This window comes from Enterobacter sp. HNDS-6, from assembly GCF_039850505.1.
Classification (GTDB): Bacteria; Pseudomonadota; Gammaproteobacteria; order Enterobacterales; family Enterobacteriaceae; genus Enterobacter; species Enterobacter kobei.
This window is the reverse complement of the sequence record NZ_CP156673.1, coordinates 1,684,533-1,697,860: the sequence shown is the minus strand read 5'-3', so window position 1 is coordinate 1,697,860 and position 13,328 is coordinate 1,684,533. Positions and strand designations below refer to the sequence as shown.

Sequence of the window (13,328 nt, the reverse complement as noted above, 5' to 3'; positions counted from 1 at the left end):
ACGCGATGAAAACAAAACTTTCCTGGTTATGTGCAGTGGCAATGGGGATGAGTGCGCTCCCCGCAACAATGGCTAACGCAGAGCCTGATAACGCAGCGGCAACGCCTGCGCCAACAGTGCCTGTGGTCGCGCAGGCAACCGATCCGGTTATTACTGCCGCGCCCGGTCAAACAGAAAATGTCATTCCGAACCAGCCAACGGAGGGGAACACTCTACCCGCCGAGAACCCGGTTATCGGACAGGTGATGCCGGGTGTTCGGGGGGCGAATGCGCCCGTTGTCGCGGAAAATGCCCCGTCACGCGACGTCAAGCTGACCTTCGCGCAAATCGCGCCGCCGCCGGGCAGCATGGTATTGCGCGGCATCAATCCTAATGGCGGCATTGAATTTGGCATGCGCAGCGATGAAGTCGTCTCGAATGCCGTGCTGAACCTTGAATATACCCCCTCGCCGTCCCTGCTGCCGACCCAGTCTCAGTTGAAGGTTTACCTGAACGATGAGCTGATGGACGTACTGCCGGTTACCAAAGAACAACTGGGTAAGAAAACGCAGGCGCAGGTGCCGATTAACCCGCTGTTCATTACCGACTTTAACCGCATTCGTCTGGAGTTTGTGGGTCACTACCGCGATGTCTGTGAAAACCCGGCCAGCAACACGCTGTGGATGGACATCGGGCGTAACTCCTCGCTGCAGATGACCTACCAGTCCCTGGCGCTGAAGAACGATCTCTCCGCCTTCCCGGTGCCGTTCTTCGATCCTCGTGATAACCGTCCGCTCACGCTGCCGATGGTGTTTGCGTCGTCCCCGGACGTAACCGAGCAGCTGGCGGCCACCATTGTGGCTTCCTGGTTTGGTTCGCGTTCCGGCTGGCGCGGTCAGAACTTCCCGGTGATGTATGACAAAATGCCGGACAGAAACGCGATTGTATTTGCCACTAACGCGAAACGTCCTGCCTTCCTGCGCGATCATCCTGAAGTCAAAGCGCCAACCATTGAGATGGTCAGCCACCCGGATAACCCGTACGTGAAGCTGCTGGTGGTCTTTGGTCGTGACGATAAAGATCTGGTCCAGGCGGCAAAAGCGATTGCCCAGGGCAACGTTCTTTTCCGCGGCAACAGCGTCGTGGTGGACGAGGTCAAGCCGCTGCTGGCGCGTAAACCTTATGATGCGCCAAACTGGGTGCGTACCGACCGTGTCGTGACGTTTGGTGAGCTGAAAACCTATGAAGAGCAGCTGCAGGCGTCCGGGCTTGAACCCTCGCCAATTAGCCTGTCACTGAACCTGCCGCCGGATCTGTACCTGCTGCGTACCAACGGCATTGATATCAATCTTAACTACCGCTATACCGCCCCAGCGACGAAAGACAGCTCGCGCATGGATATCAGCCTGAACAACCAGTTCCTGCAATCGTTCAGCCTGCAAAGTACCCAGGACACTAACCGACTGATGCTTCGCCTGCCGGTGCTGCAGGGGCTGCTGGACGGTAAAACGGATGTCTCCATTCCGGCACTGAAGCTTGGGGCAATCAACCAGCTGCGTTTTGACTTCCAGTACATGAACCCGATGCCTGGCGGTTCGGTGGATAACTGCATCACCTTCCAGCAGGTTCAGAACCACGTTGTCATCGGCGATGAGTCGACCATCGACTTCTCGAAGTACTATCACTTCCTGGCGATGCCGGATCTGCGCGCCTTTGCTAATGCAGGCTTCCCGTTCAGCCGCATGGCCGATCTCTCTGAGTCCATCGTTGTGATGCCAAAAGCGCCAAACGAAGGTCAGGTGACAACCCTGCTTGATACCATAGCAACCGTTGGGGCCCAGACGGGATTGCCGGCAATTAACGTCACGTTGACGGACGATGGCAGCCAGATCCAGAACAAAGACGCTGACATCATGGTCATCGGTACGATTCCGGATAAGCTGAAGGATGATAAGCGTATCGATCTGCTGGTGAAAGCCACGGAGTCCTGGGTTAACACCCCGCTGCGCCAGACCGATTTCCCGAGCATCATGCCGGATGCGAACGATCGCCAGGCCAGCGCGCAGACGGCCGTCACCTCTCAGGGGGCGATGGCTGCGGTAGTGGGCTTCCAGTCACCTTATAACGATCAGCGTAGCGTGGTGGCGCTTCTGGCGGACAGCCCGCGTGGCTATGAACTGCTGAATACGGCGATGAACGACAGTGGTAAACGTGCCGCGATGTTTGGCTCTGTGTCGGTGATCCGTGAGTCTGGCGTCAACAGCCTGCGCGTGGGTGATGTGTACTACGTCGGCCATCTGCCGTGGTTCGAACGCCTGTGGTATGCGCTGTCTAACCATCCGGTTCTGCTCGCCATCCTGGCCGCGGTCAGCGTGGTCTTGCTGGCATGGGTGCTGTGGCGTCTGCTGCGTATCATCAGCCGTCGTCGCCTCAACCCGGATGAGTAAGATGTGATGAAAGCCTTTCGCTGGTGTGCAGTAGCAGCGTTGATGCTGGCGGCGCTTCCTCTTCGCGCCGCCTGTACCTGGCCTGCCTGGGAGCAGTTCAAAAAGGATTACATCAGCGAGGGCGGGCGCGTCATTGATCCCAGTGACACGCGCAAAATTACCACGTCGGAAGGGCAAAGCTATGCGTTGTTCTTTGCTCTGGCCGCCAACGACCGCCGCGCGTTTGAGCAAATACTGACATGGACGCGCGATAACCTTGCCGGCGGCAATCTCAACGACCATCTGCCTGCCTGGCTCTGGGGGCAGAAAGACAAAGAAAACTGGGCGGTGATTGACACCAACTCCGCCTCAGATGCCGATGTCTGGATCGCCTGGTCACTGCTTGAAGCGGGCCGGTTATGGAAACATCCGGACTACACCCGCACGGGTAAGGCGCTGTTGAAACGCATTGCCGGTGAGGAAGTGGTGAAAGTACCAGGGCTCGGCGCCATGCTGCTTCCGGGTAAAGTCGGTTTTGCTGATGAAAACGCCTGGCGCTTTAACCCCAGCTATCTTCCTCCGCAGTTAGCAAGCTATTTCACCCGCTTTGGTGCCCCGTGGACCACGCTTCGTGAAACGAATCTGCGACTGCTGCTGGAAAGCGCGCCAAAGGGGTTCTCGCCGGACTGGGTGCAGTATCAGAAAAACAGAGGCTGGCAGTTAAAGCAGGATAAAGCGCTGGTAGGGGGCTATGACGCCATTCGTGTCTATCTTTGGGTGGGCATGATGAGTGATAAAGACCCTCAGAAAGCCCGGTTGCTGACGCGCTTCCAGCCGATGGCGGCAAAAACAATGAAACAGGGCGTGCCGCCGGAAAAAGTGGACGTGGCGACGGGTAAACGCACCGGCAATGGTCCGGTCGGGTTCTCTGCCGCCATGCTGCCGTTTTTACAACAGCGCGATGCTCAGGCGGTTCAGCGCCAGCGCGTTGCAGACCATTTTCCCAATAACAACGCCTATTACAGCTATGTACTGACTCTCTTTGGTCAGGGATGGGATCAGCATCGTTTTCGCTTCACCGCTAAAGGTGACTTAATACCGGATTGGGGCCAGGAATGCGCAAGTTCACAGTAAATTTACTCACTTTATCGCTTGGGCTGGCACTGATGCCGCTGGCGCAGGCCGTTAACTCTCCGCAGCAGAAACAGCTGCTGGAGCAGGTTCGGCTGGGCGAGTCGACACAGCGTGAGGATTTGGTTCGTCAGTCGCTCTATCGTCTTGAACTGATTGATCCGAACAACCCTGATGTTATTGCCGCCCGTTTTCGTTACCTGCTGCGCCAGGGCGATACCGCCGGTGCGCAAAAAGAGCTGGATCGCCTGAAAGGGATCGCTCCAGGCTCCAGCGCGTATCAGTCCTCACGCAATACGATGCTGCTTTCCACCCCGGATGGCCGACAGCAGTTACAGCAGGCGCGCTTGCTCGCCACGACAGGGCACACTCAGGAGGCGATTGCCGCCTATGACAAGCTCTTTGACGGCAACCCGCCGGGTGGCGACGTGGCGACGGAATACTGGAATGTGGTGGCGAAAGATCCTGCCCGCCGCAATGCGGCCATTAACCAGCTGAAAAAAATTAACAGCAGCAGCCCCGGTAATACGCAGCTGCAGACGACGCTTTCCCAGCTCCTGTTCCAGAGCGGGCGCCGTGATGAGGGCTTTGCGGTCCTGCGGGAGATGGCTAAATCGACCGGCGGCCGCAGCCAGGCGTCTGACATGTGGTATGAGCAGATCAAAGACCAGCCTGCCAGCAGCGCCAGCGTCAGCGCGTTGCAAAAATACCTGAGCGTTTTCAGCGACGGCGATAGCGTCGCGGCGGCGCGTGCCCAGCTTGAAGCGCAGCAAAAACAGCTCGCAGACCCGGCCTTCCGGGCGAAAGCGGAAGGTCTGGCGGCAGTGGATGCCGGGCAGGGGAGTAAGGCGGTTGCGGAGCTGCAAAAAGCCGTCAGCGCCAACCATGCTGACAGTGAAGCGGTGGGTGCCCTGGGACAGGCTTATTCCCAGAAAGGCGATCGTGCCCGCGCGGTGGCGCAGTTCGAAAAGGCCATAGCCCTCGACCCGCAGAGCGATAACCGGGGTAAATGGGACAGTTTGCTGAAGGTCAACCGCTACTGGCTGCTGATCCAGCAGGGCGATGCGGCGCTCAAGGCGAATAACCCGTCACAGGCGGAACGTTACTATCAGCAGGCACGTAACATCGACAATACCGACAGTTACGCGGTGCTGGGCCTGGGTGATGCCGCGGCGGCACGTAAAGATAACGATGCGGCGGAGCGTTATTATCGTCAGGCGTTGCGTATGGACAGCGGTAACAGCAATGCGGTTCGCGGTCTGGCCAATATTTACCGCGCACAGTCACCGGAGAAAGCCTCGCAGTTTATCCAGTCGCTTTCTGCCAGCCAGCGCCGGAGCATTGATGATATTGAACGTAGCCTGACTAACGAGCAACTGTCTGCCCAGGCCGAACAGCTGGAGAATCAGGGGAAATACGCCCAGGCAGCAGAAATACAGCGCCGCCGTCTGGCGCTCTCGCCAGGCGACGTCTGGATAACGTATCGTCTCTCGCGCGATCTCTACAGCGCGGGCCAGCGTAGCCAGGCGGACACCCTGATGCGCCAGCTTGCCAGCCAGAAACCTTCTGACCCGGATCAGGTGTATGCCAACGGGCTCTATCTCTCCGGGAACAATCAGGACCGGGCCGCGCTGGCGCATCTGGATACGCTGCCGCGTAGCCAGTGGAATGGCAACATTCAGGAACTGGCCGACCGTCTGCAAAGTAACCAGGTGCTGGAAACCGCCAACCGCCTGCGCGACAGCGGTAAAGAGCAGGAGGCGGAAAACCTTCTGCGTCAGCAGCCGACCTCTACCCGTATCGACTTAACGCTGGCCGACTGGGCGCAGCAGCGTGGCGATCTGGAATCGGCGAAAACCACGTACAACGCCGTCCTGCAGCGTGAGCCGCAGAACGAGGACGCGATCCTCGGTCTGACCGAGATTTATAGCGCGCAAGGTAACAAGGACGCTGCGCGTGCCGAGCTGGCGAAACTGCCTGCCGCGCAAAATGGCGAACCGTTATCACTCAATATGCAGCGCCGGATCGCGATGGCGCAGGCGGGGCTGGGCGATTCCGCCGCCGCAGAGCAGACCTTCAACAACATCATTCCGCAGGCCAAATCGCAGCCTGCCTCAATGGAAAATGCGCTGGTGTTACGTGATGCCGCGCGCTTCCAGGCGCAGAACGGTCAGCCTCAGCAAGCGCTGGAGACGTATAAAGACGCGATGGTGTCATCAGGCATCACGACGACCCGTCCGGTGGACAACGACAGTTTCACCCGTCTGACGCGTAACGATGAAAAAGATGACTGGCTGAAGCGCGGCGTACGGAGTGACGCCGGTGATTTGTACCGTCAGCAGGATGTTAACGTCACGCTGCAGCACGATTACTGGGGCTCCAGCGGCACGGGGGGCTATTCCGATCTGAAAGCCCATACCACCATGCTCCAGGTCGATGCCCCGCTCTCTGATGGCCGCATGTTCTTCAGAAGCGATTTGGTCAATATGGACGCCGGTTCATTTGATAACAATAACGGAACGTACGACCCTAAATGGGGGACCTGCTACGAAACACCGTGTAGCGGCAGCACCCATCAGAGTGACAGTGGCGCCAGCGTCGCCGTCGGCTGGCAGAATAAAACCTGGTCGATGGATATTGGTACCACCCCGATGGGCTTTGACGTCGTCGACGTGGTGGGCGGCCTGAGCTACAGCAGCGATCTGGGTCCCATCGGTTATACCGTCAACGCCCATCGTCGGCCAATCTCCAGTTCACTGCTGGCCTTCGCCGGGCAGAAAGATACCAATACCGGCACCACCTGGGGCGGCGTACGGGCGACCGGGGGTGGCGTAAGCATCAGCTATGACAAAGGTGAGGCGAACGGCGTCTGGTCAAGCCTGAACGCAGAAACGCTGACGGGTAAAAATGTGGAAGATAACTGGCGCGTCCGCTGGATGACGGGTTACTACTACAAGCTCATTAATAAAAACAACGAGCGCCTGACGGTCGGCGTCTCCAATATGCTCTGGCATTACGACAAAGACCTGAGCGGATATACCCTGGGTCAGGGCGGCTATTACAGCCCGCAGGAGTATGTCTCCTTCGCACTGCCGGTGACCTGGCGTAAACGCACGGAAAACTGGTCCTGGGAGCTGGGCGGCTCTGTCTCCTGGTCACACTCCAAAACCAAAGATGAACTGCGCTACCCGATTCAGAGTCTGATCCCGACCGATGAACCCGGCCGCTATACTGACCGGGGGGCGATGGAAACCGGCAGCAGCAGCTCCGGCACGGGTTACACCGCACGGGCGATTATCGAACGCCGGGTCACGTCCAACTGGTTTGTGGGCATGGGCGTGGATATTCAGGAAGCGAAAGACTATACCCCAAGCCATGCGCTGATTTATGTGCGTTACTCTGCCGCAGGCTGGCAGGGCGATATGGACTTACCACCGCAGCCGCTTATTCCTTACGCGGACTGGTAATCGGATTTTCCTTAATCCATTTGTAAGTCTCTCTTAATAGCACAGCAATCGGGTATACTCAGGCGCGCCAGGTTTACACCCTGGCGCGCCCTGCGCTTCGAGTTTTGTGGAGAGTCATTTTGCGTGTCAGCCGTTCCTTAACGATCAAACAGATGGCGATGGTGTCTGCCGTCACGATGCTGTTTGTCCTGCTTTTCTGCGTCATTTTGCTGTTTCATTCTGTGCAGCAGAATCGCTATAACACGGCTTCGCAGTTAGAAAGTATCGCCCGCTCGGTGCGCGGCCCACTCTCCGCCTCGATCCTGAAAGGGGATATTCCCGAAGCGGAAACCATTTTAAAACGCATTCAGCCTGCTGGCATCGTGAGCCGCGCGGATGTCGTCTTGCCCAACCAGTTCCAGGCGCTGCGGATGAGCTTTATCCCGGAACGCCCCGTCCCGATGATGGTCATGCGCCTGTTTGAACTGCCGGTGCAAATTTCTCTGCCTCTCTATTCGCTGGAACGTCCTGCCAATCCGCAGCCGCTGGCCTACCTGGTCCTGCAGGCAGACTCGTATCGCATGTATAAGTTCGTCATGAGTTGGGTGGTTACGTTAGTGACCACTTGCTTACTTATGACCCTGATTCTCAGCGTGGCGTTAACCTGGTGTATTAACCGGTTGATTGTGCATCCGTTGCGCCGTATCGCCCGCGAGCTGAATGCGCTTGCGCCGCAGGATCAGATGGGCCACCAGCTTGAACTGCCGCGCCTTCATCATGACGATGAGATCGGGATGCTGGTACGCAGCTATAACCTCAACCAGCAGCGCATCCAGCGTCAGCAGGATGAGTTAAATAACAGCGCCACGCGATTCCCGGTGTCAGAACTTCCTAATAAGGCGTTTCTGATGGCGATGCTGGAGCAGACGGTTGCGCGCCAGCAAACCACGGCGCTGATGGTGATCGCCTGTGAAACCCTGCAGGATACGGCGGGCGTGCTCAAGGAGAGCCAGCGTGAAATGCTGCTGCTGACGCTGGTGGAAAAGGTGAAATCTGTCCTTGCCCCGCGCATGGTGCTGACTCAGGTCAGCGGTTACGACCTGGTGGTGATAGCCAACGGCGTGAAAGAGCCGTGGCATGCCATCACATTAGGTCAGCAAGTGCTCACTGTCATTAATGAGCGGCTGCCTGTTCAGGGGATCCAGCTGCGTCCAAGCGCCAGTATCGGTATCGCCATGTACTACGGTGATTTAACGGCGGAGCAGCTGTATCGCCGCGCGTTCTCGGCGGCGTTTACCGCCCGGCGCAAAGGCAAAAATCAGATCCAGTTCTTCGACCCGGAACAGATGGAAAAGGCGCAGCAGCGCCTGACGGAAGAGAGCGACATCCTGACCGCGCTGGATAACCGTCAGTTTGCTCTCTGGCTACAGCCGCAGGTGAATCTACAGACGGGTGAAGTAAAAAGCGCCGAGGCGCTGCTCCGTGTACAGCAGCCGGACGGCTCATGGGAGCTGCCGGAGGGGCTGATTGAACGCATTGAATCCTGTGGCCTGATGGTCACCGTCGGTTATTGGGTGCTGGAGGAGTCCTGCCGCCAGCTTGCCGCCTGGCAGGAGCGCGGCGTGACGCTGCCGCTGTCGGTCAATTTGTCTGCGTTGCAGCTCATGCATCCGACGATGGTTTCCGAAATGCTGGAGCTGATCAATCGCTACCGGATCAAGCCTGATACGCTGACGCTGGAAGTGACGGAGAGCCGACGCATTGACGATCCTAACGAAGCCGTTGCCATTCTGAAGCCGCTGCGCAATGCCGGCATTCGCATCGCGCTGGACGATTTTGGTATGGGCTACGCCGGGCTGCGTCAGCTTCAGCATATGAAAACCCTGCCGGTGGATGTGCTGAAAATCGACAAAGCGTTTGTCGAAGGGTTGCCAGAGGACAGCAGCATGGTGCAGGCCATTATTCAGATGGCGCGCAGTCTCAATCTGCATCTGATTGCCGAGGGGATTGAAACCGACGCGCAGCGCATCTGGCTGGCAGAGGCGGGCGTAGAGAGCGGTCAGGGCTTCCTTTTTGCCGCTGCTGTTCCTGCGGATGTCTTTGAACAACGCTACCTTCCCGGTGCTGACAATCACGCAAAAGTGTAATTTTGTTGCTGGCTTGTGCGAGCCAGCTCAAAGTTCTTAACATTTGTGTTTCAAATTTGAACTGAGTTTATTTCTGTCCTGTTATACGGGTGTTATTTTAGAGCCGCAGGTTAACCATAACCTTACAAAACCCGTGGTTTTTCTTCCCAAGGACACCTTATGAAAACCTCACTCTTCAAAAGTCTCTATTTCCAGGTCCTGACAGCCATCGCCATCGGTATTTTGCTGGGGCATTACTACCCTGAGCTGGGCGCGCAAATGAAACCGCTTGGCGACGCGTTCGTGAAGCTTATCAAAATGGTCATCGCCCCGGTAATCTTCTGTACGGTTGTCACGGGCATCGCTGGCATGGAAAGCATGAAAGCGGTAGGCCGTACCGGTGCTGTGGCGCTGCTTTATTTCGAAGTGGTCAGTACCCTTGCGCTGATTATTGGTCTGATTATCGTTAACGTGGTCCAGCCTGGTGCGGGCATGAACGTTGACCCCTCAACGCTCGATGCCAAAGCGGTCGCGGTCTATGCCGAGCAGGCGAAGGATCAGGGCGTGGTGGCCTTCCTGCTGGACGTGATACCCGGCAGCGTCATTGGCGCGTTTGCCAGCGGAAACATTCTGCAGGTACTGCTGTTTGCCGTCATGTTTGGCTTTGCCCTGCACCGTCTGGGCAGCAAAGGCCAGCTTATCTTTAACGTGATTGAGAGCTTCTCACAGGTCATCTTTGGCATCATCAATATGATCATGCGCCTGGCGCCAATCGGTGCCTTCGGTGCGATGGCCTTCACCATCGGTAAGTATGGCGTCGGTACGCTGGTGCAGCTGGGCCAGCTGATTATCTGCTTCTATATCACCTGTATTCTTTTCGTGGTGGTGGTGCTGGGCTCCATAGCCCGTGCGACAGGTTTCAACATCTTCAAATTTATCCGTTACATTCGTGAAGAGTTGCTGATTGTGCTGGGGACCTCTTCTTCAGAATCGGCGCTGCCGCGTATGCTCGACAAGATGGAAAAGCTTGGGTGCCGTAAGTCGGTGGTCGGGCTGGTGATCCCGACGGGCTACTCCTTCAACCTTGATGGTACGTCGATATACCTGACGATGGCGGCGGTGTTCATCGCTCAGGCGACCAACAGCCATATGGATATTTTCCATCAGATCACCCTGCTGGTGGTGCTCCTGCTCTCCTCGAAAGGCGCGGCAGGCGTAACGGGCAGTGGCTTTATCGTGCTGGCGGCCACCATTTCTGCGGTGGGGCATCTGCCGGTGGCGGGCCTGGCGCTGATTCTCGGTATTGACCGATTTATGTCCGAGGCGCGCGCATTAACCAACCTGGTAGGTAACGGTGTGGCGACGGTCGTTGTCGCGAAATGGGTGAAAGAGCTGGATCACAAAAAACTCGACGATACGCTGAATAATCGCGTGTCTGATAGCAAAACTCCTGGTTTAACCTCCTAATCTTGTTACAAATGCCCGCATTCCCTTGTCGGGATGCGGGCTCCTGCGCATAATAACCCTTCATACCTGTCATAATTCGACAAGATTTTTTTTGGGTATATTTCACTTCGGACCGTGACGTTTTGCCGAACGCGCGGTCTAATCGACGTGTTTTCATCGTCATCTTTTAGAGTGCAGCGCGTCGCGAGACACTCTTTTTAACCAGGAATGTTGATCAGGGGTTCACATGCAGGGCACAAAAATTCGACTCTTAACCGGCGGTTTGCTGATGATGGCAGCAGCCAGTTATGTGCAGGCAGATGCGCTCCAGCCAGACCCGGCCTGGCAACAAGGCACGTTAGCGAACGGTTTCCAGTGGCAGGTTTTATCCACCCCGCAACGTCCGAGCGATCGTGTTGAAATCCGTCTGTCCGTTAATACCGGCTCCCTTACGGAAAGTACTCAGCAAACCGGTTTTAGCCATTTTATTCCCCGTCTGGCGCTCACTCAGAGCGGCAGCCTGCAAGCGGTTCAGGTGCGTTCGCTGTGGCAACAGGCCATCGATCCAAAACGCCCGCTGCCTCCGGCTGTGGTCTCCTATGACTACACCATGTTTAACCTGAGCCTGCCAAATAACCGTAACGATCTGCTCAAAGAAGCGCTGACCTATCTCGCTGATGCCTCAGGCAACCTGGCGATTACGCCGGATACCGTTAACTATGCGCTGAGCAACAGCGACATGGTGGCGACCTGGCCTGCGGATACCAAAGAGGGCTGGTGGCGCTACCGTCTGAAAGGTTCAACGTTGCTGGGTCACGATCCGGCGGAGCCGCTGAAGCAGCCGGTCGATGCCGAACAGGTGAAATCGTTCTACCAGAAATGGTACACCCCGGACGCCATGACGCTGATTGTGGTTGGCAATGTCGATAGCCGCGCGGTGGTTGAACAGATCAACAAAGCGTTTGGCGATTTGAAAGGCAAGCGTGAAACGCCTGCCCCGGTTCCGACACTCTCTCCGCTGCGCGCCGAACCTGTCAGCATTATGACGGACACCGTGCGTCAGGACCGACTCTCCGTGATGTGGGATAACGCCTGGCAGCCTATCCGCGAGTCCGCCGCGCTGCTGCGCTACTGGCGTGCCGACCTGGCGCGTGAAGCGTTGTTCTGGCACGTTCAGCAGACGCTCAGTAAGAATAACGTGAAGAATATTGGTCTTGGCTTTGACTGTCGCGTGCTTTTCCAGCGTGCGCAATGTGCCATTAACGTTGAATCGCCGGGCGATAAGCTGAATGCGAATCTGGGTGTGGTCGCCAAAGAGCTGGCAAAAGTGCGTAAAGAGGGCCTCTCTGAAGAGGAATTCAATGCGCTGGTGGCCCAGAAAAAACTGGAGCTGCAGAAGCTGTTTGCGACCTACGCGCGTGCCGATACCGATATTCTGATCAGCCAGCGCATCCGCTCCCTGCAGAATCAGGTTGTCGACATTGCGCCTGAACAGTACCAGAAGCTTCGTCAGGATTTCCTGAACGGTTTGACCGTGGATATGTTAAATCAGGATTTACGTCAGCAGCTGTCGCAGGATATGGCATTGATCCTTATGCAGCCGAAAGGCGAGCCGGAATATGACATGAAGGAACTTCAGAAGACCTGGGATTCTATTATGGTTACCGCGCCGCAGCCGGCGACCGCAGCGGATGATTTACACCCGGACGCGACGGATATTCCGCAAGGACAGTAATGCGTAGACATGCCCTCTCCCTGTGGGAGAGGGCCAGGGTGAGGGCATCAGCCCGCACTTTGGTTAAACAGGCATCGCCTCACGCGGAATAATCGCCCCGCGATACTGAATCACGGTGCTGGCCGTCAGGTGTCCGCGCTGTGCCGCGGCTTCCGGCGTTCCCCCGGTCAGACGTACCGCCAGGTAACCCGCGCTGAAGGAGTCCCCTGCCGCTGTCGTATCAATCACGTTCTCTTTGGCCAGCTTCACCGCCGGGACTTCAACCACCGCTTCACCCGCCATCGCGACCAGGCATGATTCCGCCCCGCGCTTAATAACGACTTCGCTTACGCCCGCCGCCTGCGTGCGTGCAATCACGTCATCTACGGACTTCTCACCCCACAGGGCGTCTTCATCGTCGAGCGTCAGGAACGCAATGTCCGTGCACTGCAGCATCTGCTGATAAACCTGCTGCGTCTCTTCACGGCTGGCCCACAGGCGTGGACGGTAATTGTTATCAAAAATCACCTTACCGCCGTTGGCGCGGCATTTATGCAGCAGCGACAGCAGCTTTTCGCGGCTGACTGGACTGAGGATCGCCAGGCTGATCCCACTCAGATAGAGATAGTCAAAGCTTGCCAGTACTTCACAAATGGCCGGGGCTGCATCGCTCTCCAGCCAGAACTTCGCCGCGGCTTCGTTACGCCAGTAATAAAACGTGCGTTCGCCGGTGCTGTCGGTTTCGATGTAGTAAAGCCCGGGAAGGCGGTTTTCCATACGCTGGATCAGCGCGGTGCCCACATGTTCATTCTGCCAGGCTTCCAGCATCTGCTGGCTGAAGCTGTCCGTGCCGAGGGCGGTAACATAGTCCACGGAGAGTGCTTCTGGCGCAACCTGACGGGCGATATAGACGGAAGTGTTTAACGTGTCGCCGCCAAATCCGCGGCTGACTTCCGCGCCTTTTTGGGACAGCTCAATCATGCATTCGCCAATCACGGCAATTTTTTTGGACATAGTCGTGAACCTGAACAGAAGAATTTATCAGCAGTGTGCGCTGAGT

At 57.0% G+C, this 13,328-nt stretch carries 7 protein-coding genes; 6 read left to right on the top strand and 1 reads right to left on the bottom strand.

From position 1 onward, the window contains the following. Positions 1 to 5 precede the first annotated feature (5 nt). From bcsB to ABFI50_RS07925, 6 genes are all read left to right on the top strand, one after another. Positions 6 to 2,426 (top strand): cellulose biosynthesis cyclic di-GMP-binding regulatory protein BcsB, encoded by a 2,421-nt coding sequence (gene bcsB, locus ABFI50_RS07950; RefSeq protein ID WP_045135437.1) that lies wholly within the window; start codon positions 6 to 8, stop codon positions 2,424 to 2,426. Positions 2,427 to 2,432: 6 nt separating this feature from the next. Next, positions 2,433 to 3,539, top strand: a complete 1,107-nt coding sequence (gene bcsZ, locus ABFI50_RS07945) for a cellulose synthase complex periplasmic endoglucanase BcsZ (RefSeq protein WP_347486099.1) — start codon at positions 2,433 to 2,435, stop codon at positions 3,537 to 3,539. Then, positions 3,521 to 7,003 carry a cellulose synthase complex outer membrane protein BcsC gene (bcsC, locus tag ABFI50_RS07940; protein ID WP_047360937.1) on the top strand — a complete coding sequence of 1,161 codons (3,483 nt, stop codon included), beginning with the start codon at positions 3,521 to 3,523 and terminating at the stop codon, positions 7,001 to 7,003. Before bcsZ ends, bcsC begins: the two co-directional genes overlap by 19 nt. A gap of 119 nt (positions 7,004 to 7,122) precedes the next feature. After that, positions 7,123 to 9,129, top strand: coding sequence for a biofilm formation regulator HmsP (hmsP, locus tag ABFI50_RS07935; protein ID WP_014885599.1), 2,007 nt, complete (start codon positions 7,123 to 7,125; stop codon positions 9,127 to 9,129). Positions 9,130 to 9,288: 159 nt separating this feature from the next. Beyond that, on the top strand, positions 9,289 to 10,575 hold the full coding sequence (locus tag ABFI50_RS07930; RefSeq protein ID WP_014885598.1) for a dicarboxylate/amino acid:cation symporter: 1,287 nt from the start codon (positions 9,289 to 9,291) through the stop codon (positions 10,573 to 10,575). A 226-nt stretch (positions 10,576 to 10,801) separates the two neighbouring features. Further along, positions 10,802 to 12,289 carry a pitrilysin family protein gene (locus ABFI50_RS07925; protein ID WP_014885597.1) on the top strand — a complete coding sequence of 496 codons (1,488 nt, stop codon included), beginning with the start codon at positions 10,802 to 10,804 and terminating at the stop codon, positions 12,287 to 12,289. 63 nt (positions 12,290 to 12,352) lie between these two features. Here ABFI50_RS07925 and ABFI50_RS07920 read toward each other — a convergent pair whose 3' ends face one another. Continuing rightward, positions 12,353 to 13,282, bottom strand: coding sequence for a sugar kinase (locus ABFI50_RS07920; protein ID WP_347485801.1), 930 nt, complete (start codon positions 13,280 to 13,282; stop codon positions 12,353 to 12,355). Positions 13,283 to 13,328 lie beyond the last annotated feature (46 nt).